The sequence below is a fragment of the Heliobacterium mobile genome, assembly GCF_009720735.1.
GTDB lineage: Bacteria > Bacillota > Desulfitobacteriia > Heliobacteriales > Heliobacteriaceae > Heliobacterium > Heliobacterium mobile.
This window is the reverse complement of sequence record NZ_WNKU01000011.1, coordinates 65,559-88,855: the sequence shown is the minus strand read 5'-3', so window position 1 is coordinate 88,855 and position 23,297 is coordinate 65,559. Positions and strand designations below refer to the sequence as shown.

The 23,297-nt window shown below is 53.5% G+C and carries 29 protein-coding genes; all 29 read left to right on the top strand.

Annotated elements, in window-relative coordinates; all coding sequences use genetic code 11:
- The first annotated feature begins 346 nt into the window (after positions 1 to 346).
- The 29 genes from rpoB to secY all read left to right on the top strand — a co-directional run bounded on the left by rpoB (position 347) and on the right by secY (position 23,213).
- Complete coding sequence (gene rpoB, locus GJ688_RS10905) at positions 347 to 3,814, top strand: DNA-directed RNA polymerase subunit beta (protein WP_155476580.1); 3,468 nt, start codon at positions 347 to 349, stop codon at positions 3,812 to 3,814.
- A 35-nt stretch (positions 3,815 to 3,849) separates the two neighbouring features.
- Positions 3,850 to 7,404 carry a DNA-directed RNA polymerase subunit beta' gene (gene rpoC, locus GJ688_RS10900; RefSeq protein ID WP_155476622.1) on the top strand — a complete coding sequence of 1,185 codons (3,555 nt, stop codon included), beginning with the start codon at positions 3,850 to 3,852 and terminating at the stop codon, positions 7,402 to 7,404.
- A 252-nt stretch (positions 7,405 to 7,656) separates the two neighbouring features.
- Positions 7,657 to 7,908, top strand: coding sequence for a L7Ae/L30e/S12e/Gadd45 family ribosomal protein (locus tag GJ688_RS10895; RefSeq protein ID WP_155476579.1), 252 nt, complete (start codon positions 7,657 to 7,659; stop codon positions 7,906 to 7,908).
- A gap of 67 nt (positions 7,909 to 7,975) precedes the next feature.
- Complete coding sequence (gene rpsL, locus GJ688_RS10890; RefSeq protein WP_155476578.1) at positions 7,976 to 8,380, top strand: 30S ribosomal protein S12; 405 nt, start codon at positions 7,976 to 7,978, stop codon at positions 8,378 to 8,380.
- Between the two features lie 15 nt (positions 8,381 to 8,395).
- Positions 8,396 to 8,866, top strand: a complete 471-nt coding sequence (gene rpsG / locus GJ688_RS10885) for a 30S ribosomal protein S7 (RefSeq protein ID WP_155476577.1) — start codon at positions 8,396 to 8,398, stop codon at positions 8,864 to 8,866.
- A 53-nt stretch (positions 8,867 to 8,919) separates the two neighbouring features.
- Entirely contained in the window at positions 8,920 to 10,995 is a 2,076-nt protein-coding gene (fusA, locus tag GJ688_RS10880) for an elongation factor G (RefSeq protein ID WP_170291882.1), read from the top strand.
- An 86-nt stretch (positions 10,996 to 11,081) separates the two neighbouring features.
- Entirely contained in the window at positions 11,082 to 12,284 is a 1,203-nt protein-coding gene (gene tuf, locus GJ688_RS10875; protein WP_155476576.1) for an elongation factor Tu, read from the top strand.
- A 303-nt stretch (positions 12,285 to 12,587) separates the two neighbouring features.
- Positions 12,588 to 12,896, top strand: a complete 309-nt coding sequence (gene rpsJ, locus GJ688_RS10870) for a 30S ribosomal protein S10 (protein ID WP_155476575.1) — start codon at positions 12,588 to 12,590, stop codon at positions 12,894 to 12,896.
- Positions 12,897 to 12,926: 30 nt separating this feature from the next.
- Positions 12,927 to 13,559, top strand: coding sequence for a 50S ribosomal protein L3 (rplC, locus tag GJ688_RS10865; protein WP_155476574.1), 633 nt, complete (start codon positions 12,927 to 12,929; stop codon positions 13,557 to 13,559).
- Positions 13,560 to 13,587: 28 nt separating this feature from the next.
- Positions 13,588 to 14,211, top strand: a complete 624-nt coding sequence (gene rplD / locus GJ688_RS10860) for a 50S ribosomal protein L4 (RefSeq protein ID WP_155476573.1) — start codon at positions 13,588 to 13,590, stop codon at positions 14,209 to 14,211.
- A complete protein-coding gene (gene rplW / locus GJ688_RS10855; RefSeq protein WP_155476572.1) occupies positions 14,211 to 14,498 on the top strand; it encodes a 50S ribosomal protein L23 in 288 nt (95 codons plus the stop codon). The genes rplD and rplW overlap by 1 nt, the downstream gene beginning before the upstream one ends.
- A gap of 29 nt (positions 14,499 to 14,527) precedes the next feature.
- Entirely contained in the window at positions 14,528 to 15,355 is an 828-nt protein-coding gene (gene rplB, locus GJ688_RS10850) for a 50S ribosomal protein L2 (RefSeq protein WP_155476571.1), read from the top strand.
- Between the two features lie 65 nt (positions 15,356 to 15,420).
- Positions 15,421 to 15,702: a 30S ribosomal protein S19 gene (gene rpsS / locus GJ688_RS10845; RefSeq protein ID WP_155476570.1), complete on the top strand. Its 282-nt coding sequence runs from the start codon at positions 15,421 to 15,423 to the stop codon at positions 15,700 to 15,702.
- Positions 15,703 to 15,728: 26 nt separating this feature from the next.
- Positions 15,729 to 16,121 (top strand): 50S ribosomal protein L22, encoded by a 393-nt coding sequence (gene rplV / locus GJ688_RS10840; protein WP_155476569.1) that lies wholly within the window; start codon positions 15,729 to 15,731, stop codon positions 16,119 to 16,121.
- A gap of 3 nt (positions 16,122 to 16,124) precedes the next feature.
- A complete protein-coding gene (gene rpsC / locus GJ688_RS10835) occupies positions 16,125 to 16,877 on the top strand; it encodes a 30S ribosomal protein S3 (RefSeq protein ID WP_170291881.1) in 753 nt (250 codons plus the stop codon).
- 3 nt (positions 16,878 to 16,880) lie between these two features.
- Positions 16,881 to 17,315 carry a 50S ribosomal protein L16 gene (gene rplP / locus GJ688_RS10830; RefSeq protein ID WP_155476568.1) on the top strand — a complete coding sequence of 145 codons (435 nt, stop codon included), beginning with the start codon at positions 16,881 to 16,883 and terminating at the stop codon, positions 17,313 to 17,315.
- Entirely contained in the window at positions 17,305 to 17,508 is a 204-nt protein-coding gene (rpmC, locus tag GJ688_RS10825; protein WP_155476567.1) for a 50S ribosomal protein L29, read from the top strand. The genes rplP and rpmC overlap by 11 nt, the downstream gene beginning before the upstream one ends.
- 26 nt (positions 17,509 to 17,534) lie before the next feature.
- A complete protein-coding gene (gene rpsQ / locus GJ688_RS10820; protein WP_170291880.1) occupies positions 17,535 to 17,798 on the top strand; it encodes a 30S ribosomal protein S17 in 264 nt (87 codons plus the stop codon).
- A gap of 25 nt (positions 17,799 to 17,823) precedes the next feature.
- The gene (gene rplN, locus GJ688_RS10815) at positions 17,824 to 18,192 is read left to right on the top strand and encodes a 50S ribosomal protein L14 (RefSeq protein WP_170291879.1); all 369 of its coding nucleotides are present in this window, start codon (positions 17,824 to 17,826) and stop codon (positions 18,190 to 18,192) included.
- A 19-nt stretch (positions 18,193 to 18,211) separates the two neighbouring features.
- Positions 18,212 to 18,553, top strand: a complete 342-nt coding sequence (gene rplX / locus GJ688_RS10810; protein WP_328597354.1) for a 50S ribosomal protein L24 — start codon at positions 18,212 to 18,214, stop codon at positions 18,551 to 18,553.
- A 26-nt stretch (positions 18,554 to 18,579) separates the two neighbouring features.
- The gene (gene rplE / locus GJ688_RS10805; RefSeq protein WP_155476566.1) at positions 18,580 to 19,122 is read left to right on the top strand and encodes a 50S ribosomal protein L5; all 543 of its coding nucleotides are present in this window, start codon (positions 18,580 to 18,582) and stop codon (positions 19,120 to 19,122) included.
- 22 nt (positions 19,123 to 19,144) lie between these two features.
- The gene (locus GJ688_RS10800; protein ID WP_170291878.1) at positions 19,145 to 19,330 is read left to right on the top strand and encodes a type Z 30S ribosomal protein S14; all 186 of its coding nucleotides are present in this window, start codon (positions 19,145 to 19,147) and stop codon (positions 19,328 to 19,330) included.
- Positions 19,331 to 19,357: 27 nt separating this feature from the next.
- Positions 19,358 to 19,756 (top strand): 30S ribosomal protein S8, encoded by a 399-nt coding sequence (gene rpsH, locus GJ688_RS10795; protein WP_170291877.1) that lies wholly within the window; start codon positions 19,358 to 19,360, stop codon positions 19,754 to 19,756.
- 43 nt (positions 19,757 to 19,799) lie between these two features.
- Entirely contained in the window at positions 19,800 to 20,351 is a 552-nt protein-coding gene (rplF, locus tag GJ688_RS10790; protein WP_155476564.1) for a 50S ribosomal protein L6, read from the top strand.
- A 33-nt stretch (positions 20,352 to 20,384) separates the two neighbouring features.
- Entirely contained in the window at positions 20,385 to 20,753 is a 369-nt protein-coding gene (rplR, locus tag GJ688_RS10785) for a 50S ribosomal protein L18 (protein ID WP_170291876.1), read from the top strand.
- A gap of 24 nt (positions 20,754 to 20,777) precedes the next feature.
- Entirely contained in the window at positions 20,778 to 21,278 is a 501-nt protein-coding gene (gene rpsE / locus GJ688_RS10780; protein WP_155476563.1) for a 30S ribosomal protein S5, read from the top strand.
- 12 nt (positions 21,279 to 21,290) lie between these two features.
- On the top strand, positions 21,291 to 21,479 hold the full coding sequence (gene rpmD, locus GJ688_RS10775) for a 50S ribosomal protein L30 (RefSeq protein WP_170291875.1): 189 nt from the start codon (positions 21,291 to 21,293) through the stop codon (positions 21,477 to 21,479).
- An 18-nt stretch (positions 21,480 to 21,497) separates the two neighbouring features.
- Positions 21,498 to 21,941 (top strand): 50S ribosomal protein L15, encoded by a 444-nt coding sequence (rplO, locus tag GJ688_RS10770; protein ID WP_155476562.1) that lies wholly within the window; start codon positions 21,498 to 21,500, stop codon positions 21,939 to 21,941.
- Between the two features lie 3 nt (positions 21,942 to 21,944).
- Positions 21,945 to 23,213 carry a preprotein translocase subunit SecY gene (gene secY / locus GJ688_RS10765; protein WP_155476561.1) on the top strand — a complete coding sequence of 423 codons (1,269 nt, stop codon included), beginning with the start codon at positions 21,945 to 21,947 and terminating at the stop codon, positions 23,211 to 23,213.
- The last annotated feature ends 84 nt before the right edge of the window (positions 23,214 to 23,297 follow it).

The window sequence follows — 23,297 nt, the reverse complement described above, 5'->3', positions numbered from 1 at the left end:
GGAAAAGCAGGGCGGACCCAACCGTCCTGCTTTTTTTACCTCGCCAAAGCTTTCCCTTGGTTGACAAATGGTACCTCTTGTGCTAAAATTATATCTTGCGATCGTACTTGTGATTTGGGCGACCTTTCCCAACAGCAAGTACATAATTTGGAATATTTTAATGGTTGACAGGTTAGAATACCCGGATATGAGGGGGAACCTAAGGGTATGCCGATTGGGACTCGCCGGGGAGGGAGTCTGTTGCCGCATGTTAAAGAAGAAACCCAGTTCGACTAGAGGGTAGGGACTAGACCCTCTCGCTGGTGTTTCTTTTGTTTTGCTATCACGAATCAAGAGGTGAATACGGATGGTATATCCTGTGCAATGTGGGCCACGAGAGCGTTGGAGCTTCGCCCGCATCCAGGAAGTCATGGACATGCCCAACCTGATAGAAATCCAACAAAATTCGTATCGCTGGTTTCTTGACGAGGGCTTGCGCGAGATGTTTCGCGATATCTCGCCCATTCAGGACTTCACCGGAAACCTGATCCTGGAGTTCATCGACTATTCCCTGGGGGAACCCAAGTATAGCGTGGAAGAGTGTAAAGAGCGGGATGTCACTTTCGCCGCTCCGCTTCGCGTCAAAGTCCGTCTGATCAATAAAGAGACGGGCGAGGTCAAGGAACAGGAAGTTTTCATGGGCGACTTCCCACTGATGACCGAAAAAGGCACCTTCATCATCAATGGTGCCGAGCGGGTAATCGTCAGCCAATTGGTCCGTTCGCCTGGTGTCTATTTTAACGAAACGACGGACCCGACGAGCGGCAAGAAGGTCTATGGGGCGACCATGATCCCCAACCGCGGTGCTTGGCTGGAGTTTGAGTCTGACGCGAATGACAACGTCTATGTGCGTATCGACCGGACTCGGAAGCTGCCGGCCACCGTCTTGATCCGGGCGCTGGGCTATTCGAACAACGTGCAAGTTCATGAGCTCTTCGACGGTGACGAGCGCATCCGCATCACCTTAGAGCGGGACAACACGGAAAATACCGAAGAAGCGCTCGTCGAGATCTACAAGCGACTCCGACCTGGCGAACCGCCCACGGTGGACAGCGCCCGTTCCTTGCTGGATACGCTGTTCTTTGACCCGAAACGATATGATCTGGCCAAAGTGGGCCGTTATAAAATCAATAAACGCCTCGGCTTGCAAATAGAAAAAGAGATTCGCCATCTCACCAAAGATGATATCATCGCCACTGTCCGTGAAATGCTCAAGCTGATGCAGGGCGAAGGCCATGCCGATGATATCGATCACTTGGGCAACCGGCGCTTACGTTCTGTCGGCGAATTGCTGCAAAACCAGTTCCGCATCGGCCTGTCTCGGATGGAACGGGTCGTCCGGGAACGGATGACCATTCAAGATGTAGAAGTGATCACTCCGCAGGTGCTCATCAATATTCGTCCTGTTGTGGCGGCGATCAAGGAATTCTTCGGATCTTCACAGCTCTCGCAGTTTATGGATCAGACGAACCCCCTTGCTGAACTGACTCACAAACGCCGTCTCTCGGCTCTCGGTCCCGGCGGTCTTTCTCGGGAACGGGCCGGTTTCGAAGTGCGGGACGTTCACCACTCCCACTACGGACGGATGTGCCCCATTGAGACGCCGGAAGGTCCGAACATCGGCCTGATCGGCTCCTTGTCCACCTTTGCGCGGATCAATGAATTCGGCTTCATCGAAACTCCCTACCGGAAGGTCGATAAAGAACGAGGCGCAGTGACCGAGCAGATCGATTACCTGACCGCTGACGAAGAAGATAAGTTCATCGTCGCTCAGGCGAACGCGCCTTTGGATGAAGAAGGACGCTTCATTCAAAAAAAGGTCAACGCCCGCCATGGTCATGACATCCTCGTGGTCCCCATGGAAATGGTTGACTATATGGACGTGTCGCCAAAACAGGTTGTATCGATCGCCACGGCATTGATTCCCTTCTTGGAACACGACGACGCGAACCGGGCCCTCATGGGCGCCAACATGCAACGTCAGGCCGTGCCCTTGCTGCGCACCGATGCGCCCTATGTGGGTACCGGTATGGAATACAAAGCAGCGAAAGATTCTGGCGTCGTAGCCATTGCCAAAAAACCCGGTGTCATTGAACGGGTGAGTGGTGACGAAATCATCATCCGCTCCGACGACGGTACGCTGGAACAGCATAAGCTGCTCAAGTTTTTACGTTCCAACCAAGGCACATGCATCAACCAGAAGCCCATCTGTCACAAAGGACAGCGGGTGGAAGCCGGCGACATCATCGCCGACGGACCTTCCACGGACCAGGGCGAACTAGCCCTCGGCCGTAACGTACTCGTTGCCTTCATGACCTGGGAAGGGTACAACTACGAAGACGCCATCTTGGTCAACGAAAAGCTCGTCAGAGAAGATTACTTTACTTCTATTCATATCGAAGAGTATGAGTGCGATTCTCGTGATACCAAGCTCGGGCCGGAAGAAATCACCCGTGACATTCCGAACGTCGGTGAAGAAGTCCTCAAAGACTTGGACGATCGCGGGATTATCCGCGTCGGTGCCGAAGTGCGGCCGGGCGATATCCTCGTCGGTAAAGTGACGCCCAAAGGCGAAACGGAACTGACGGCAGAAGAGAGGCTCTTGCGGGCCATCTTCGGTGAAAAAGCTCGCGAAGTCCGCGATACGTCCTTACGTGTTCCTCACGGCGAAGCCGGTAAGATTGTCGACGTGAAAGTATTCTCCCGGGAAAACGGTGATGAACTGGCACCTGGGGTCAACCAACTGGTGCGCTGCTACATCGCCCAAAAACGGAAGATTTCCCAAGGCGACAAGATGGCCGGTCGACACGGAAACAAAGGGGTTATCTCCCGCATCATGGCTGAAGCCGAGATGCCCTATCTCCCCGATGGCACACCGGTCGAGATCGTCTTAAACCCGCTTGGGGTTCCTTCCCGGATGAACATCGGGCAGGTCCTGGAGTGCCACCTCGGCTGGGCTTCGAAAAACATCGATCGTGGCTTGCTGGCCGACGGCGAGCCCAGTGGAGAACGAGGCATCCGTGTTGCCACTCCCGTTTTCGATGGGGCCACCGAAGAAGATATTTACGAATTCCTGACGCAAGCCCGTCTGCCGGAATTGGCTGAAACGGCCATGTCCGATGCGCGGACCGAACACATGCGGGAGATCTTCCCGTCCATTCCGCTGGGCAAAACCATTCTTTTTGACGGTCGTACAGGGGAGCCTTTCGATAACCCCATTACGGTCGGATACATGTATGTGTTGAAACTGGCTCACCTTGTCGACGACAAGATCCATGCCCGTTCCACCGGTCCCTACTCGCTGGTCACGCAGCAGCCTCTCGGCGGTAAAGCCCAGTTCGGCGGACAGCGTTTCGGTGAGATGGAAGTTTGGGCCTTGGAAGCCTATGGTGCCGCCTATACCCTGCAAGAAATCCTCACGGTCAAGTCTGACGACGTGGTCGGTCGGGTGAAAACGTACGAAGCCATCGTGAAGGGTGAAAACATCCCCGAACCGGGAGTGCCTGAATCCTTCAAGGTCTTGATCAAAGAACTGCAGAGCCTCGGGTTGGATGTGAAAATCCTGTCTGAAGACGAGCGGGAGATCGAGATCAAAGAAGTGGAAGAAGACGTAGCGGAGACAGCCAAAGAACTGGGCATCGACATTCAAGGTGAAGAGAGACCAGAGGCTGACAACGTACCTAGTCCGGTCGCTGAGGAATCGGACGACGAGGAAGACTTGGATTTTGCGGCTGGCTTCCTGCAAGACGCCTTGGATGAGTTGGAGGAAGAGTAAGCCCACGGGTGACGAACCGGAAGGGAGAGAAACCGTTGCTCGACGTCAATAATTTTGACCGTATGCGTATCGGTCTGGCCTCACCGGAGCTGATCAAGCAATGGTCGAGTGGAGAAGTTAAAAAACCGGAGACGATCAACTACCGGACTCTCAAACCGGAACGGGACGGCCTGTTCTGTGAACGGATTTTCGGGCCGACCCGGGACTGGGAATGTCATTGCGGCAAGTATAAACGGGTCCGTTACAAAGGTATCGTCTGTGATCGCTGCGGTGTTGAAGTAACCCGTTCGAAAGTACGCCGCGAACGGCTCGGTCATATTGATCTGGCTGCACCGGTGTCTCACATTTGGTATTTCAAAGGTATTCCCAGCCGCATGGGGCTGCTTTTAGACATGTCCCCACGGTCTCTGGAAAAGGTGCTCTATTTTGTCGCCTACATCGTCATCGATGCCGGTGACACACCGCTGATGAAGAAACAACTGCTGACGGAAACGGAGTACCGGGAACACCGGGAAAAATACGGCAGCCGTTTCAAAGCCGGTATGGGCGCCGAAGCGATCAAAAATCTGCTCAGTGAGATGGACCTGGACCAGCTCTGTGAAGAGCTACGCCAGGAACTGAAAGAAGTGACCGGCCAGCGCAAGGTACGGGCTATACGCCGCCTGGAAGTGGTCGAAGCCTTCAAAAACTCCGGCAACCGCCCTGATTGGATGATCATGGATGTAGTGCCTGTCATCCCACCGGAACTGCGCCCGATGGTTCAGCTCGATGGCGGCCGTTTTGCCACATCGGACTTAAACGACCTGTACCGGCGCGTGATCAACCGGAACAACCGCTTGAAGCGCCTTCTCGATTTGGGCGCCCCTGATATCATCGTCCGCAACGAAAAGCGGATGCTGCAAGAAGCGGTTGATGCGCTCATCGATAACGGACGGCGCGGCCGACCTGTCACCGGACCGGGGAACCGCCCATTAAAGTCCCTGTCCGACATGCTCAAAGGAAAGCAAGGACGTTTCCGTCAGAACCTGCTGGGGAAACGGGTCGACTACTCCGGTCGTTCCGTTATCGTCGTTGGTCCTGACTTGAATCTCCACCAGTGCGGCTTGCCAAAAGAAATGGCGTTGGAATTATTCAAGCCTTTTGTCATGAAGAAGCTGGTCGAAGACGGCCATGCCCATAATATCAAGAGTGCCAAACGGATGGTGGAGCGCGTCAAGAATGAAGTCTGGGATGTCCTGGAGGACGTCATCGCCGAGCATCCCGTTCTCTTGAACCGTGCCCCAACCTTGCACCGTTTGGGCATTCAAGCCTTCGAGCCGGTCCTCGTCGAAGGTCGAGCGCTGCAGATTCACCCCCTCGTCTGTACGGCCTATAACGCCGACTTCGACGGTGACCAGATGGCCGTTCACGTCCCTCTGTCGGCGGAAGCCCAGGCAGAAGCGCGAAACCTGATGCTGTCAGCTCAAAACATCCTGAACCCGAAAGACGGCCGCCCTGTCGTCACCCCGACGCAGGACATGGTTATCGGTTCCTACTACCTGACGTTAGAACGGGAAGGCGCCCGGGGCGAAGGCATGGTCTTTGCTTCCGTGGATGAAGCGATCGCTGCGTATGAGTCTAAATCGGTCCATCTGCAAGCGAAAATCCGCATCCGCCTCAACGATCGTATCCGGGAAGCCCTGGAATACGCAAAGCCGGAAGCGCGGACTGTCGATGAACGGGACCGCTTTACCACAACTGTGGGCCGGATCATCTTCAATAACGTCATCCCGCCTCGAGTCGGCTATGTCAACGAAGTCGTCGGCAAGAAGCAACTGGGTGTCATCGTGGCCCGTTGTTACGACAAGTTGGGCATCGGCGAGACGGCCAAGATGCTCGACGGCATCAAAAAGCTCGGCTATCAGTACTCGACACGGGCCGGGGTCACCGTCGGCATCACCGACGTCGACGTGCCTGAAGAAAAGAAACGGCTCCTCAAAGAGGCCGAAGCCAACGTGGAGAGAGTCGAAGGACAGTATCGCCGCGGTTTGATCACCGAAGAAGAACGGTACCAGAAAGTCATCGACATCTGGAACCGGACGACCGATGATGTAACCCAGGCGCTGCTCAACACGTTGAGCAAATTCAATCCCGTCTACATGATGGCGACCTCTGGTGCTCGCGGTAACATCCAGCAGATCCGACAGCTCGCCGGGATGCGCGGTTTGATGGCCGACCCCTCCGGTCGAATCATCGACTTGCCCATTAAAGCGAACTTCCGGGAAGGACTCACCGTGTTGGAATACTTCATCTCCACCCACGGCGCCCGGAAAGGTCTCGCCGATACGGCCTTGCGGACGGCTGACTCGGGATATCTGACTCGCCGTCTCGTCGACGTATCTCAAGACGTCATCGTCCGGGAAGTCGATTGTGGCACCCATGAGGGTATTCCTGTCGAGGCGATCGTCGACGGCAAGCAAGTGATCGAACGCCTATCAGACCGCTTAGCCGGTCGTTATGCGATGGAAGACATCATCGATCCCGAGACCGGTGAACAACTGGCCCAGATCGGCGAAGAAATGTCTCAAGATCAGGCTGACCGGATTGAACAACTGATCAAACAGGAAAAACTCCCCCACAATTCTGTATATATTCGCTCTGTCCTCACCTGTAAAACCCGTTACGGTGTCTGTCGGAAATGTTATGGACGCAACTTGGCGACGGGACGCACCGTTGAGATCGGTGAAGCCGTCGGTATCATCGCCGCTCAGTCTATCGGTGAACCGGGAACCCAGCTGACGATGCGTACCTTCCACACCGGCGGTGTTGCCGGTGATGACATCACGCAAGGTTTGCCACGGGTTGAAGAACTTTTCGAAGCCCGGAAACCGAAAGGCTTAGCCATCATCGCCGAAACGGACGGTATCGTCAAAATCGTCGATAACAAAGGACGAAAAGACATCGATATCCAATCGGATGACGGAGAAACCCATCATTACGGGATTCCGTACAATTCCCGCTTAAAAGTGGAAGACGGGCAACGGGTACCGGCCGGTACGGAGATGACCGAGGGCTCTGTCAACCCCCACGACATGCTGCGGGTGCGCGGTATTCAAGGCGTGCAAACGTACTTGCTGCGGGAAGTCCAGCGCGTGTACCGTCTGCAAGGCGTCGACATCAATGATAAACACATTGAAGTCATGGTCCGTCAGATGATGCGCAAAGTCAAAGTGGAGGAATCGGGCGATACAGAACTGCTGCCCGGCGGACTCATCGACATCGCCGATTTCGAAGCGGAAAACGTCAAAGCTATCGAGGTCGGCAAAGAGCCCGCGACGGCTCGGCCGATCCTGCTGGGGATCACCAAAGCCTCTTTGGCGACGGACTCGTTCCTCTCCGCGGCGTCCTTCCAAGAGACCACGCGGGTGTTGACGGAAGCGGCCATCAAAGGCAAAGTCGATCCGCTGCTCGGTCTCAAGGAAAACGTCATCATCGGCAAACTGATCCCGGCCGGTACGGGCATGTCTCGCTACCGCAATATTCAAGTTGTCACCGGTGAGGAAGACTTGTTGGAAAACGACGAAGTGGAAACGGACGAATATCCTGCCTAATAGCTCCATTGGCAGCTTCTGAGTGTGTCGTGAGCGCGCAAAAGGTGACTCTAGCATTAAGAATTAGGGTGTATTGGTTGTTCGCCGCTTGCTTTTAAGGTGAGCAGCAACAACCGATACACTCATGATTGCCTAAATGAGAAGTTCTTCCCCCATGCTTGTACAAAAGCGATGTTAACAGGTTTTTTGTTGACACGCCCACTCAGAAGTGATACTATATGCTAGTGTGTGATTCGTTAAAGGAGGATAACTATGCCTTTAGAGCGCTTGAAATCGGCACGGCAGCGAACCGTCGGGACCAAGCAAACCCTGAAGGCCGTAGAGAAAGGGCAAGCAAAGCAGGTGTTTGTTGCCGTCGATGCTGACCCTTATGTGATAAATCCTTTAATGAAGCTTTGTGAAGAAAAAGCGATCCCTGTCGTCAATGTAGATACGATGGAGGCTCTAGGCCAGGCTTGTCATATCAAAGTCGGTTGTGCCTCTGCTGCCATCATGGCTGAATAAGACAAATTTCTTCACTGACGATACGCATGGGTGAGTTGTAAGAATTCCGGGAAGGAGGTGCATGTTCATGCCGACAATCAGCCAGCTCGTTCGGAAAGGCAGAGAAGTTCTCGTAGAGAAATCGACTGCACCGGCGTTAAAAGAGTGCCCCCAAAAACGCGGGGTTTGCACCCGTGTTTACACCACGACGCCGAAGAAGCCGAACTCTGCTCTTCGTAAAGTAGCCCGGGTCCGTTTAACCAACGGGGTGGAAGTCACCGCCTATATTCCCGGTATCGGGCACAACCTTCAAGAACACTCCGTTGTTCTGGTCCGCGGTGGTCGGGTAAAAGACCTTCCGGGTGTCCGTTATCACATCGTTCGTGGCGCTCTGGATACAGCCGGTACCCAAAACCGCAACCAGGCCCGTTCGAAATATGGAACGAAACGTCCCAAAAAAGGTGCTGCCACCGCAGCTAAAGGTAAAAAGTAAGAGGGGGAAAACTGAATGCCGCGTAGAGGTTCTGTCGCAAGGCGCGAAGTGCTCCCCGATCCTATCTACAAATCGAAATTGGTCACCAAACTGGCCAATCAGGTTATGTTTGATGGGAAGAAAAGCACTGCGGAGCAAATCCTGTATGGCGCTTTCGACGTAATTCAACAAAAAACCAACAAAAACCCGATGGAAGTCCTTGAAGCCGCAATGAAAAACATCATGCCGCTTCTGGAAGTGAAAGCTCGTCGGGTTGGCGGTGCCAACTACCAGGTTCCGATCGAAGTTCGTCCTGACCGTCGTCAGACCCTGGCCATCCGTTGGCTCGTCAAATATGCCCGTGAACGGGCTGGCAAGACCATGACCGATAAAATGGCTGCCGAAATCATGGATGCCGCCAACAGCACCGGCGGTGCCGTGAAGAAAAAAGAAGACACACATAAAATGGCTGAAGCCAACAAAGCTTTTGCCCATTATCGCTGGTAAGAAAAGATAACGTCCCGCCAGGACCTGAAGTCCTATAGAAAGGGGGAACGAACGTGCCAAGGCAGTTTCCTTTAGACAAAACTCGTAACATCGGTATCATGGCTCACATCGATGCCGGTAAGACAACCACTACCGAACGGATTCTGTTTTATACCGGCAGGGTGCACAAGATTGGTGAAGTTCATGATGGCGCTGCTACCATGGACTGGATGGTGCAAGAGCAAGAACGCGGCATCACCATCACCTCTGCGGCAACCACCTGCCAATGGCGCGGGCATCGGATTAACATCATTGATACGCCCGGCCACGTGGACTTTACTGTAGAAGTCGAACGTTCCCTGCGGGTATTGGACGGGGCCGTCGCCGTATTCTGTTCAGTCGGCGGCGTAGAACCTCAGTCGGAAACCGTGTGGCGACAAGCTGACAAATACGGTGTACCCCGTATTGCCTATATCAACAAGATGGACCGGACCGGAGCCGACTTCTTCCGCGGCGTATCCATGATCAAGGATCGCCTCGGAGCGAATGCGGTACCGATTCAACTGCCCATCGGCTCAGAAGATCAGTTCAAAGGCATCATCGACCTGGTCACCATGAAAGCCATGATTTACGTAGACGACCTGGGTAAAACCAGTGACGTCTCGGAAATCCCTGCAGATCTTCTCGACATCGCCAACGAATACCGTGAAAAGATGGTAGAAGCCGTTGCCGAGAGCGATGAAGAATTGATGATGAAGTACCTCGAAGGGGAAGAGTTGACGGAAGAAGAGATTCGTAACGGCCTGCGCCAAGGGACTCTCTCTGTTAAGTTCACGCCTGTTCTTTGCGGTTCTTCCTTCAAAAACAAAGGCGTTCAGCCGCTGCTTGACGCCGTCGTCGAATACCTGCCTGCACCGATCGATATCCCTGCGGTGAAAGGGGTCAACCCTGACTCTGGGGAAGAAGATCATCGCGATGTATCAGACGACGTGCCCTTCTCGGCCCTGGCTTTCAAAATCATGGCTGACCCTTACGTAGGTAAACTGGCATTCTTCCGGGTATACTCCGGTAAATTAGCTGCTGGTTCCTATGTATTCAACTCCACTAAGGGTAAAAAGGAACGGATTGGCCGTATTCTTCAAATGCACGCCAACCACCGGGAAGAGATTGCTGAAGTCTACACCGGCGACATCGCCGCAGCGGTCGGTCTAAAAGATACGACCACCGGCGATACGCTCTGTGACGAAAAATCTCCCATCATCCTTGAATCGATGGACTTCCCGGAACCTGTTATCTCTGTGGCGATTGAGCCTAAGACGAAAGCAGACCAAGATAAAATGGGTATCGCCCTGCAACGTCTATCGGAAGAAGATCCGACCTTCAAAATGCACACGGATCATGAAACCGGCCAAACGATCATCTCCGGTATGGGTGAACTTCACCTGGAGATCATCGTAGACCGGATGCAACGGGAGTTCAAAGTGGACGCGAACGTCGGCCGCCCTCAAGTTGCATACAAAGAAACCGTCCGTGGCAAAACGAAGGCCGAAGGCAAGTTCGTCCGCCAGTCCGGTGGTCGTGGTCAATACGGTCACGCCGTTATCGAGATCGAACCGCTCGAAGCCGGTCAAGGTTACGAATTTGTCAATAAAATCGTCGGTGGCGTCATTCCTCGTGAATACATCGCCCCGATCGATAACGGTATCCGTGAAGCTGCTTTAACAGGCGTCCTCGCAGGATATCCGACCATCGACTTCCGTGTCACTCTGGTATTCGGCTCCTACCACGATGTGGACTCCTCTGAAATGGCCTTTAAGATCGCTGGTTCCATGGCTTTCAAAGAAGCTGCCCAAAAGGCAAAACCGGTTATCCTTGAACCTGTCATGAAAGTGGATGTCACTGTTCCTGAAGAATACATGGGCGACGTCATCGGCGACATCAACTCTCGCCGTGGCCGCATCGAAGGTATGGAAGCCCGGGGCAATACTCAAATCGTAAAGGGCTTTGTACCGCTGTCTGAAATGTTTGGCTACGCGACCGACCTCCGTTCCCGGACACAAGGCCGCGGTCAGTATATCATGCAGATCAGCCATTACGAAGAAGTACCCCGGAACATCGCCGAAGGCATTATCGCAAAACGGCAAGGCTAAACCGCCTGCGGGTGGTTTTCGCCAGATAGAGGGTGGCTCAGCCACCCCACATCACTGAAATCCTGAAAAGGAAGGATGAGTGCAAAATGGCAAAAGCTAAATTTGAGCGCACTAAGCCGCACGTAAACATTGGTACCATCGGTCACGTTGACCATGGCAAAACCACCACCACCGCTGCCATCACCCTGGTTCTCTCCAAAGTCGGTGGAGCTTCTTTCAAGAAGTATGACGAAATCGATGCTGCTCCGGAAGAACGTGAGCGCGGTATTACCATCAACACCGCTCACGTCGAGTACGAAACCGAAACCCGCCACTATGCTCACGTGGACTGCCCTGGTCACGCTGACTACATTAAAAACATGATCACCGGTGCTGCACAGATGGACGGCGCTATCCTGGTTGTCTCCGCTGCTGACGGCCCCATGCCCCAAACTCGTGAACACATCCTCCTGGCTCGTCAGGTTGGCGTTCCCTACATCGTTGTTTGGCTGAACAAAGCTGACATGGTGGACGACGCTGAACTGATGGAACTGGTCGAGATGGAAGTTCGCGAACTCCTCTCCTCCTACGAATTCCCTGGCGACGATATCCCCATTGTTGCTGGTTCCGGCCTGAAAGCCCTCGAATGCGGTTGCGGTCAACGCTCCTGCGAATGGTGCGGCAAAGTCTGGTCTCTGATGGACGAAGTCGACAAGTACATCCCCACTCCGGAACGTGCTACCGACAAGCCCTTCTTGATGCCTGTTGAAGACGTCTTCACCATCACCGGTCGTGGTACCGTTGCTACCGGTCGGGTTGAACGGGGTCAAATCAAAGTCGGTGAAGAAGTTGAACTGGTCGGTCTTGCTGAAGCCACCCGTAAAACTGTTGTCACCGGTGTTGAAATGTTCCGCAAGCTCCTCGACTTTGCTCAAGCTGGCGACAACATCGGCGCCCTGCTCCGCGGTGTAGACCGTAAGGACATCGAGCGCGGCCAAGTTCTGGCTAAGCCCGGTTCCATCAAACCTCACACCAAGTTCACCTCCGAAGTGTACGTCCTCTCCAAAGAAGAAGGCGGCCGCCACACTCCGTTCTTCAACGGCTATCGGCCCCAGTTCTACTTCCGGACGACCGACGTCACCGGTTTTGTTCAACTGCCTGAAGGCGTTGAAATGTGCATGCCTGGCGACAACATCAAAATGATTATTGAACTGCAAAAAACCATCGCTATCGAAGAAGGTCTCCGTTTCGCTATCCGCGAAGGCGGCCGGACCGTTGGCGCTGGCGTTGTCACCGGTATCATCGAGTAATCGATAGGCTTCTCAAAACGACCGGGTACCCTGTCACCAGGCCCCGGTCGTTTATTTACGTCTAAAATTCGATTTTCTCTAAAAATATTTTATAAACCCTTGCATTTTAGAACGATCGATGATAGACTTTCATATTGTGGGTTGGCTTTGCGATGAAGCGAAAGGTTGCCCAACTAACCCTAGGATAGATGGGCTCTACTACCTTTGTGTCATTTGAATAGGACACACCCGAGGGCGTTGTTGGGGTAATTTTCGTGGAGAAGGTCCGTATTAATCGGGCGACTAAAGGAGGGACTTACCTAAATGGGTAAACAAAAAATTCGGATTCGCCTCAAGGCATTCGATCATCGGATTTTAGACCAGTCTTCCGAAAAGATCGTTGAAACTGCCAAGCGGACAGGCGCAGCCGTGTCCGGTCCGATTCCGCTGCCGACGGAGAAGAGCATCTACACCATCTTGCGCTCTCCCCACGTCAACAAGGACTCGCGTGAGCAGTTCGAAATGCGCACCCACAAGCGCCTCATCGACATCCTCGAGCCGAACTCGAAAACTGTCGATGCGCTCATGCGCCTGGACTTGCCGGCAGGCGTGGATATTGAAATTAAACTCTAATGGCTTGTCTAGAGATGGGAGGTGTCATCGTTGCCTAAAAAAGGACTTCTCGGCCGGAAAATTGGCATGACGCATGTTTTTGCCGACAATGGGGTGGCGGTTCCTGTAACTGTTATCGAAGCTGGCCCCTGCGTCGTCGTAACGAAAAAGACCATGGAGAAGGACGGCTACGAAGCCATCCAACTCGGATTCGGTGACGTTCGTGAGAAACTCCTGAACAAACCGAAAAAAGGTCACCTGAAAAAAGCAGGCGTACGCCTCGTGCGGACTCTGCGCGAATTCAAGGTCGACAGCATTGATCAATACACGGTTGGACAAGAACTGAAAGCCGACCTCTTCGCCGCTGGCGAACTGGTTGACGTCGTCGGAACCTCCAAGGGTAAAGGTTTCGCTGGCGGCATCAAACGGCACAACTTCAACCGCGGACCTATGGCCCACGGTTCCAAATACCACCGTCGTCCTGGTTCTGCCGGTGCAAAAGGACCGGCTCGGATCTTTAAAGGACGCAAAATGCCTGGCCGTATGGGACATGAACGGGTTACCGTTCAAAAACTGCAAGTCGTTCGCGTTGACGCAGAACGCAACTTGCTCTTGATCAAAGGTGCGATTCCCGGTCCGAAACGGGGACTTGTCATGATCAAGAGTTCCGTAAAAGCCAAGTAACCATCCCCCGGAGAAAGGAGGACCTGAAATGCCGAAAGTAGCCGTTTATAACGTCGAAGGCAATCAAGTCGGCGAACTCGACTTGAATGACGAGATTTTTGGTATTGAACCGAACGAACATGTGATGCATCAGGCTGTGGTGACCCAACTGGCCGCCTGGCGGCGGGGTACCCACAAAGTCAAGTCCCGTGGCGAAGTCTCCGGGGGCGGTAAAAAGCCCTGGAGACAAAAAGGAACTGGCCGTGCTCGTGCCGGTACCAGCCGTTCCCCCCTGTGGCGTGGCGGTGCCATCATCTTTGGACCCCAGCCTCGCGACTATACCATTTCCATGCCGAAGAAAGCCCGCCGCCTGGCCCTGAAATCGGCCCTGTCGGACAAGGTCAAAAGCGGCAACCTGATCGTTGTGGACACACTGGCCATGGAAGCTCCGAAAACGAAAGCCATGGCAGGTATCCTCGACAAGCTGAACGTGGAACGCAAGGCCCTGTTGGTGACTGCAGACATCGATGAAACCATCTTCAAGTCTGCCCGCAACATACCTGGCGTCTCTCCTGTCGAAGCAGTGGGAATCAACGTCTATGACATTCTCAACCATGACAAATTAGTCATCACCAAGGATGCCGTAGCCAAAGTGGAGGAGGTGTTCGCTTAATGCGCAGCCCATATGATGTGGTGAAAAAACCGGTGATCACCGAACGTTCCATGGACTTGGCTGGCGAGAACAAGTACACCTTCGTCGTTGACCCTAACTCGAATAAAATCGAGATCAAATATGCGGTGGAAAAGCTCTTCAACGTCAAAGTCCTCGATGTCCGCACCATGAACGTCAAAGGTAAACCGAAGCGCATGGGCAAATACGCCGGGCGGACTTCCGACAAGAAAAAAGCCATCGTCACGCTGGCCGATGGCGATAAGATCGAAATCTTCGAAGGCGTCTAAGCTCGGCCGGACTGAAGGAGGGAAATCCAATGGCTGTTAAAAAGTTCAAGCCGACCTCGCCTGGTGTCCGCCAGATGACGGTTGCGAACTTTAACGAGATCACCAAGACCCAACCGGAGAAGTCCTTGGTCGAACCCCTTAAGAAGAATGCCGGTCGTAACAACCAAGGCAAACTGACGGTTCGTCACCAAGGCGGCGGCCACAAACGCATGTACCGGATCATCGATTTCAAGCGGACCAAAGACAGCATCCCTGCCAAAGTGGCCGCTATCGAATACGATCCGAACCGCTCCGGCCGTATCGCACTGCTCCATTATGCCGATGGTGAAAAGCGCTACATTATCGCTCCCAACGGATTGAAAGTGGGCGACACCATCGTCTCTGGTCCTGATGCAGATATCAAAACAGGCAACTGCCTGCCTTTGAAAAACATCCCCGTCGGTACTTTGGTCCATAACATCGAAATGCGCCCTGGCAAAGGCGGTCAAATCTGCCGTTCCGCCGGTGCTGCTGCTCAGCTGATGGCCAAAGAAGGCGACTACGCCACATTGCGCTTGCCTTCCGGCGAAATGCGCAAAGTGCTCGTCGAATGCCGTGCTACCGTCGGTCAGATGGGTCACCTGGAACATGAAAACATCACCATCGGTAAAGCCGGCCGGAAACGCTGGATGGGCATTCGCCCGACCGTTCGCGGTGTCGTCATGAACCCCGTCGATCACCCCCATGGTGGTGGCGAAGGCCGTTCACCGATTGGACGCAAAGCACCTGTTACCCCCTGGGGTAAAGTGGCTATCGGCGGCAAGACTCGCAAGAAGAAAAAAGCTTCCGATAAACTCATCGTTAAACGCCGTAAGTAAGGTGTGTTCGTGAAGACAATTCATGGCTTCACAACTACACCTGAGACCAGAAGGGAGGATCGCGCATGAGCCGTTCTCTGAAAAAAGGACCTTTTGCTGACAGCTACCTGTTGAAAAAGGTTGAAGAATTAACTCAAAAAGGCGAGAAAAAGGTCATCAAGACCTGGTCCAGACGGTCGACCATATTTCCGCAATTTGTCGGTCATACCTTCGCAGTTCATGACGGACGGAAACACATCCCCGTCTATGTGACCGAAGACATGGTCGGACACAAGCTCGGTGAATTCGCCCCGACCCGGACCTTCAAAGGCCATGCCGGTTCGGAGAAATCCAGCCGTCTGCGCTAGGCCAACGGAGAAGAGGAGGAAGGCCAATGGAAAGCAAAACCGCCCAAGCAGTGGCCAAGTACGTCCGCACCTCTCCCCGGAAGGTCCGCAAAGTGGTTGACCTCATTCGGGGCAAGGCTGTCGCTGACGCATTTGCCATCTTGAAATTCACACCGGTAAAAAGCGCCGCAGACGTCAGCAAAGTGCTGAAATCTGCCGTCGCCAACGCCGAACACAACTTTGAAATGAATGTTGCGGACCTCTACGTACAAACCTGCTACGTCGATCAAGGTCCCAGCATGAAACGTATCAGCCCCCGCGCGCAAGGTCGGGCGGACGTCATCAAAAAACGGATGAGCCACATCACCATCGTTGTGGCTGAAAAGCCCGCCAAGCCTGTTGCCGCTAAGAAAGCTAACGCCGGCACAAAGGAGGGATAACCAGTGGGTCAAAAGGTCAATCCCAAAGGTTTTCGGATCGGCGTCATTAAAGACTGGGATGCCCGGTGGTTCTCTCAAAAGAACTACGTCGAACTGCTCCATGAAGACCTGAAAATCCGGAAGTACGTCAAGAAAAAACTGTACGCTGCCGGTATCGCCCGGATCGAAATCGAACGGGCCGCCAACCGTGTAAAAGTGACCATCCACACTGCCAAACCCGGTATCGTCATCGGTCGGGGCGGCGCAGAAGTGGAAGTCCTGCGCAAAGAGTTGGAAAAAATGACTGGTCGTGCAGTCAATATTAACATCGCAGAAATCAAAAAACCCGAAATGGACGCTCAACTGGTTTCGGAAAACGTGGCTGCCCAATTGGAAAAGCGCGTATCTTTCCGTCGTGCCATGAAGCAGTCTGTCGGACGGACCATGCGCCTCGGCGCCGAAGGGATCAAAATCATGGTCTCTGGTCGTCTGGGCGGTGCGGAAATCGCTCGTACCGAATGGTATAACGAAGGGAAAGTGCCCTTGCACACCCTGCGCGCCGACATCGACTACGGTTTTGCCGAAGCAAAAACCACCTATGGCATCATCGGTGTCAAAGTGTGGATCTACAAAGGCGAAATTCTGCCTGGTGCCAAAAATAAAGCCGCGGAAGCCCCAGAAACTGCCGAACGTCCCGAACGTCACGACCGTCGTGACCGCCGGAATCGCGGCGACCGTCGGGCTCCTGCCAACGCCGCTGCGGAAGGAGGGAAATAGACCATGCTACTGCCGAAACGTGTGAAATGGCGCCGTGTCCATCGGGGACGCCTGAAAGGCAAATCCAAGGGCGGCAATGCCGTAGCTTTCGGTGAATACGGTCTGCAGGCCCTGGAACCCGCATGGATCACCAGCCGTCAGATTGAGGCCGCTCGTATCGCAATGACCCGTTACATCAAACGGGGCGGCAAAGTATGGATCAAGATTTTCCCCGACAAGCCGATTACGGCGAAACCGGCGGAAACACGGATGGGCTCCGGTAAAGGCTCTCCTGAATACTGGGTCGCCGTTGTCAAGCCTGGTCGCATTATGTTCGAACTGGCTGGCGTACCGGAAGACATCGCTCGGGAAGCCCTTCGCTTGGCAATGCACAAGCTGCCCATCAAATGCAAGTTCGTAAAACGCGAGGAAGTGGGTGGTGAAGCTAATGAAAGCTAAAGAACTTCAAGATTTGAGCACGGAAGAACTCAACAAGAAGCTTGTTGACTTCAAAGATGAACTCTTCCGCCTCCGCTTTCAACTTGCTACCCAACAGTTGGAGAATCCGATGCGCATTCGCGAAGTTCGCAAGAACATCGCCCGGACTCAAACTGTCCTCCGTCAACGTGAACTTCAAGCCATTAAGGCCTAGCCGTGGTTGGTAAGGAGGTAAATGCAGTGTCCGAACGCGCAGAACGCAAGACTCGTATCGGTAAAGTCACCAGCGACAAAATGGAAAAAACCGTTGTCGTTGCTGTTGAGAGCCGCATCCAACACCCGCTCTACGGCAAAACCGTGAAGCAAACCAAGAAATTCAAAGCCCATGATGAGAACAACGAGTGCAAAATGGGCGATATCGTAGAGATCATGGAAACCCGTCCCCTGTCCAAAGAGAAGTGCTGGCGGGTCGTCCGAATCGTAGAGAAAGCAGTTATCGTGTAAGACCACGGCATAGGAGGAGATCCTCGTGATCCAGCAGGAAACTCGACTCCGCGTGGGTGACAACACTGGCGCGAAAGAGTTGTTATGCATCCGTGTAATGGGCGGCTCCTTCCGGAGATATGCTTCCGTGGGCGATATCATTATCGCTTCCGTTAAAGAAGCAACGCCCGGCGGCGTGGTTAAAAAAGGGGATGTCGTCAAAGCCGTGGTTGTGCGGACCCGCAAACCGATCAAACGGCCTGACGGCTCCTACATTCGCTTCAGCGAAAACGCCGCAGTTATCATCAATGATCAAAAGAACCCACGGGGCACCCGTATTTTCGGGCCTGTAGCCCGTGAACTCCGGGACCGCGACTTTATGAAGATTATCTCCCTGGCCCCGGAAGTACTGTAGGGCGGAGGTGAAATGCACCGTGGCCAACCCGAAGGTGAAAGTGCACGTCAAAAAAGGAGACCTCGTCCAAGTCATCAGCGGTAAAGACGCTGGGAAAAAGGGCAAAGTCCTCCAAGTGATTCCTGATAAACATCGCGTCGTTGTTGAAAAAATCAACATCGTCAAGCGGCATACCAAACCGACTCAAGCCAACCCGCAAGGCGGCATCATCGAAAAAGAGGCTCCCCTGGATGCCTCCAACGTGATGATCTTCTGCTCCAAATGCGATCGGCCCGTTCGGATTGCTAAGAAGTTTCTCGAAAACGGCGAAAAAGTACGCATCTGCCGCATCTGCGGAGAAGTACTTGATACAGATAAGTAAGCCTCGTCAGAGAGGAGGTCAGCAGTTTGGCCCGACTGAGAGATAAAATCCAAAACGACGTTAACGCTGCCTTGATGCAGAAGTTTGGATATAAAAACGTCATGCAAATTCCCAAGCTGGAAAAAGTGGTCATCAACATGGGTCTCGGTGAATCGATTGCGAACCCGAAAGCCCTCGATGCCGCTGTCGGCGACCTGACCAAGATCACTGGTCAAAAACCGGTTGTAACTACGGCCAAAAAATCCATCGCCGGCTTCAAGCTTCGGGAAGGTATGAAAATCGGTTGCAAAGTGACCCTCCGTGGGGATCGCATGTTTGACTTCGTTGACAAACTGGTCAGCGTATCCCTTCCCCGGGTCCGCGATTTCCGCGGCGTAAGCCCGAAATCCTTTGACGGCCGTGGGAACTACACCCTGGGTCTCAAAGAACAACTGATTTTCCCTGAAATTGAGTACGATAAAATCGATCGTCTGCGCGGGATGGACGTCACCTTCGTCACAACCGCCAAGACCGACGAAGAGGCCCGTGAATTCCTTCGGCTGATCGGAATGCCATTCCGCGCCGAATAAGGCAAGTACAGGAGGGAAACTCGTGGCAAAGACATCCATGAAAGTGAAACAAAGCCGTGACCCCAAATTTTCAGTTCGTGCGCACAATCGTTGCAAGATTTGCGGACGCCCTCATGGCTACATGCGGAAATTTGGGATGTGCCGGATTTGCTTCCGAAACCTGGCCTACAAAGGGGAACTCCCCGGCGTGACCAAGGCCAGTTGGTAAAGATACACGGAAGGGGGTTCCAGCCCAATGGTCATGACTGATCCGATCGCGGATTTTCTGACTCGCATCCGCAATGCCAACATGGTTTACCATGACAAAATAGAAGTTCCTTCGTCCAAGGTCAAACGCGCCGTCGCTGAGATCTTCAAAAACGAGGGCTTCATCAAAGATGTAGAATACATCGAAGATAATAAACAAGGCCTGCTGCGCCTTTACCTCAAATACGGCCCCAACCGTGAGAAAGTCATCACCGGCGTAAAGCGCATCTCCAAACCGGGTCTGCGTGTCTACTGCCGGAAAGAAGAAATCCCGAAAGTCCTTGGCGGACTGGGAACTGCCGTCATCTCCACCTCGCATGGCATCATGACGGATAAGGACGCCCGCAAAGCCGGACTTGGCGGAGAAGTTCTCTGCTACATCTGGTAATCAACCAAGGATTAACGAAGCACACACAGCAGGAGGTGTGACCATGTCACGGATTGGCAGGAAGCCCGTGCCGATTCCGGCCGGTGTTACCGTCACGATCGACGGAAACGTCGTAGCTGTAAAAGGCCCCAAAGGCCAGCTCAGCCGGGAACTGCATAAAGATATGACCGTTACGGTGGAAGAGAGCACCATTAAGGTGACTCGTCCGAGCGACGAAAAGAACCACCGCGCCCTGCACGGCCTCTCTCGTACCCTCGTCGCCAATATGGTCGAAGGGGTAACCCAAGGTTTTAGCAAAAACCTCGACCTCGTCGGTGTCGGTTACCGGGCCGCCAAACAAGGCAAAAAACTGGTTCTCACCGTCGGTTACAGCCATCCCGTTGAAATCGATCCCGGTGAAGGACTGGAAGTTGAAGTTCCTGCCCCGACGAAAATCATCGTCAAGGGCATTGATAAAGAAAAGGTTGGCGCTCTCGCCGCCAACATTCGCTCCGTACGTGAGCCTGAGCCCTATAAAGGCAAAGGTATCAAGTACGATACCGAAGTAATCCGTCGCAAAGTTGGTAAGACCGGCGGTAAAAAAGGCAAAAAATAGCCCTAACCCCAGGTCGAAGGGAGTGAGCCCGAAGTGATCAAAAGAATTGACCGCGATGCCGCTCGTCAGAAAAAGCATATGCGGATCCGCAGACGGGTTGTAGGCAACCAAGAACGTCCTCGCCTGTCCGTGTTTCGCAGTCTGAATCATATCTACGCGCAAGTCATCAACGATACCACCGGTCAAACTCTGGTGGCCGCCTCCAGCCTTGATAACGAGTTCAAGGAGGCCAACCTCTCCGGCGGCAACATCGAAGGGGCCCAAAAGGTCGGCGAACTCGTCGCCAAAAAAGCCCTGGAGAAAGGCATTGACAAGGTGGTCTTTGACCGGGGTGGATACATCTACCACGGCCGGGTTGCTGCCTTAGCCGAGGCTGCCCGGGAAGCGGGGCTGCAATTCTAAGCTTCGCATAAAGGAGGGAAAAGAATGGCAAGAATAGACGCGACTGGACTGGAACTTACCGAAAAAGTCGTCTATATCAACCGCGTCGCCAAAGTGGTCAAAGGCGGTCGCCGCTTCTCCTTTAGTGCCCTGGTGGTCGTCGGTGACGGCAAAGGCCACGTCGGGTTCGGATTAGGAAAAGCTGGTGAAGTGCCTGAAGCGATCCGCAAGGGCGTGGAAGACGCGAAGAAAAACCTTATCTTAGTTCCTATCGTTGGAACGACGATTCCACATCCCATCAATGGACGTTTTGGTGCCGGACAGGTATTGCTCAAGCCGGCTTCCAAAGGTACCGGTGTTATCGCCGGCGGCCCTGTCCGTGCCGTGCTGGAATTGGCCGGGATTCATGACATCCTGACCAAATCCCTCGGTTCAAACAACGCCAATAACATGGTCCGTGCGACCTTTGAAGGATTGCGCAGTCTGAAACGAGCTGAAGATGTCGCCAAGCTGCGTGGTAAAACGGTCGAAGAGATTACTGGTTAAGGAGGGGCATCCGTGGCGAACAAACTGAAAATCACCTGGGTGAAAAGTGCCATCGGTTACCCCAAAAACCAGAAACTCACCGTGGCCACCCTGGGACTGAAAAAGCTCAATAACACTGTCATCCATGACGATACCCCTGCCATCCGCGGCATGATTAAAACGGTTTCGCACCTGGTGACCGTGGAAGAAATGGAAGCCTAAGGCAAGGAGGTGTACCCTTTGCAACTCCATGAACTGAAACCTGCAGCGGGTTCTCGCCAAAAGCCCTGGCGGAAAGGCCAAGGCATCGGTTCGGGCAATGGCAAAACGGCCGGTAAAGGCCATAAAGGTCAAAACGCCCGTTCCGGCGGCGGTGTCCGTCCTGGTTTTGAAGGCGGCCAGCAACCGTTGCAACGTCGGATTCCTAAGCGCGGATTCTCCAACTATCCGTTCAAAAAAGAATACGCTGTTGTCAACATTCAGGACCTAGCGGTCTTTGATGCTGGTACCGTCGTCACACCGGAACTGCTGCTTGAATGTAAAATCATCAAAAAAATCAAAGACGGCGTAAAGCTCTTGGCCAACGGAGAGATCGACAAAGCTCTGACGGTCAAACTCCACGGGGTGAGTGAGGCTGCCGCTGAAAAGATTAAAGCTGCGGGCGGCCAAGTTGAGGTGATGTAAATCATGTCCACACTCGTGGGCACCCTCCAAAATGCCTGGAAGATCTCGGATCTGCGGACCAAAATCGCCTATACGCTGGTGATGTTCCTCATCTTCCGTATCGGCGCCCATATTCCGGTGCCAGGCATTAACCGTGCAGCGATTGAGCAGTTGATGAACACGGGATCGCTCTTCGGGTTTTTCGATGTAATCTCCGGTGGCTCTTTCCGGAAATTCTCCGTCTTCGCGATGAGCATCACACCTTACATCAACGCATCGATTATCATGCAGCTTCTAACCGTCGTTATTCCTCGTTTGGAACAACTGGCCAAAGAAGGGGAAGACGGTCGGAGAAAAATCACCGAATACACCCGTTACTTTACCATCGTCCTCGCCTTTATTCAGGCCATTGGCTTGTCCTACGGTCTGACAGGCGCCGTCTCCAACCCAAGTATCTGGAGTTACCTGCTTATCGCCCTCACCTTGACGGCAGGCACGGCCTTCCTCATGTGGATCGGTGAGCGGATCACAGAAAACGGCATTGGCAACGGTATCTCCCTCATCATCTTTGCCGGGATCGTATCTCGTCTGCCTTCTGGGATCATGACCATGGTCGAATATGTTCGTGTCGGCACCACAAACATCTTGAACGCTGCGTTGTTTGTGCTCATCGCCGCCGCAACCATTGCCGGCATCATTTACATCAACGAAGGTCAGCGGCGGATCCCGGTCAACTATGCGAAGCGTCAAGTGGGACGTCGAGTCTATGGTGGGCAGAACACGCACATACCCATGCGTGTAAATATGGCAGGGGTCATCCCGGTCATCTTTGCCTCCTCCATCTTGGCCTTCCCCACGACGATTGCTGCTTTCTTCCCCGGATCACCGATTGGGCAATGGTTCCAAAGCTATTTTGCCTTTGGCTCCTTCTTGCATAGTGTCTTCTATGCAGTATTGATTCTCTTCTTCGCCTACTTCTACACGGCGATCACCTTCAACCCTGTTGAAGTGGCCGACAACTTGAAGAAGTACGGCGGATTCATACCGGGTATTCGGCCTGGGAAACCGACAGCCGATTATTTCGGTAAAGTCATGGGACGCATTACACTCGTTGGTGGTCTTTTCTTGGCGGTCATCTCGCTGCTGCCAACATTTATCATCAAGTTCACAGGCATATCGAACATCTACTTCGGCGGTACAGCGTTGCTGATCGTTGTCGGTGTTGCCTTGGATACGATGAAACAAATGGAATCCAACATGTTGATGCGGAACTACCAAGGATTTATGAAATAGAAGATAAAATGTGGGCATGTCCCAAGCCGGAGCGTCATCTTTCGTACCCTCGCAAAAGACTTTCCGGACGTGCCCGTACAAATT

Coding starts and splice junctions, on each gene's coding strand:
- rplB (WP_155476571.1), top strand. CDS start 14,528: ATGGCTGTTAAAAAGTTCAAGCCGACCTCGCCTGGTGTCCGCCAGATG.
- rpsL (WP_155476578.1), top strand. CDS start 7,976: ATGCCGACAATCAGCCAGCTCGTTCGGAAAGGCAGAGAAGTTCTCGTA.
- secY (WP_155476561.1), top strand. CDS start 21,945: ATGTCCACACTCGTGGGCACCCTCCAAAATGCCTGGAAGATCTCGGAT.
- rplF (WP_155476564.1), top strand. CDS start 19,800: ATGTCACGGATTGGCAGGAAGCCCGTGCCGATTCCGGCCGGTGTTACC.
- rpmC (WP_155476567.1), top strand. CDS start 17,305: ATGAAAGCTAAAGAACTTCAAGATTTGAGCACGGAAGAACTCAACAAG.
- tuf (WP_155476576.1), top strand. CDS start 11,082: ATGGCAAAAGCTAAATTTGAGCGCACTAAGCCGCACGTAAACATTGGT.
- rplV (WP_155476569.1), top strand. CDS start 15,729: ATGGAAAGCAAAACCGCCCAAGCAGTGGCCAAGTACGTCCGCACCTCT.
- rpsE (WP_155476563.1), top strand. CDS start 20,778: ATGGCAAGAATAGACGCGACTGGACTGGAACTTACCGAAAAAGTCGTC.
- rpsH (WP_170291877.1), top strand. CDS start 19,358: ATGGTCATGACTGATCCGATCGCGGATTTTCTGACTCGCATCCGCAAT.
- rplW (WP_155476572.1), top strand. CDS start 14,211: ATGCGCAGCCCATATGATGTGGTGAAAAAACCGGTGATCACCGAACGT.
- rplP (WP_155476568.1), top strand. CDS start 16,881: ATGCTACTGCCGAAACGTGTGAAATGGCGCCGTGTCCATCGGGGACGC.
- rpsJ (WP_155476575.1), top strand. CDS start 12,588: ATGGGTAAACAAAAAATTCGGATTCGCCTCAAGGCATTCGATCATCGG.
- rpsS (WP_155476570.1), top strand. CDS start 15,421: ATGAGCCGTTCTCTGAAAAAAGGACCTTTTGCTGACAGCTACCTGTTG.
- GJ688_RS10895 (WP_155476579.1), top strand. CDS start 7,657: ATGCCTTTAGAGCGCTTGAAATCGGCACGGCAGCGAACCGTCGGGACC.
- rpsG (WP_155476577.1), top strand. CDS start 8,396: ATGCCGCGTAGAGGTTCTGTCGCAAGGCGCGAAGTGCTCCCCGATCCT.
- rplD (WP_155476573.1), top strand. CDS start 13,588: ATGCCGAAAGTAGCCGTTTATAACGTCGAAGGCAATCAAGTCGGCGAA.
- rpoB (WP_155476580.1), top strand. CDS start 347: ATGGTATATCCTGTGCAATGTGGGCCACGAGAGCGTTGGAGCTTCGCC.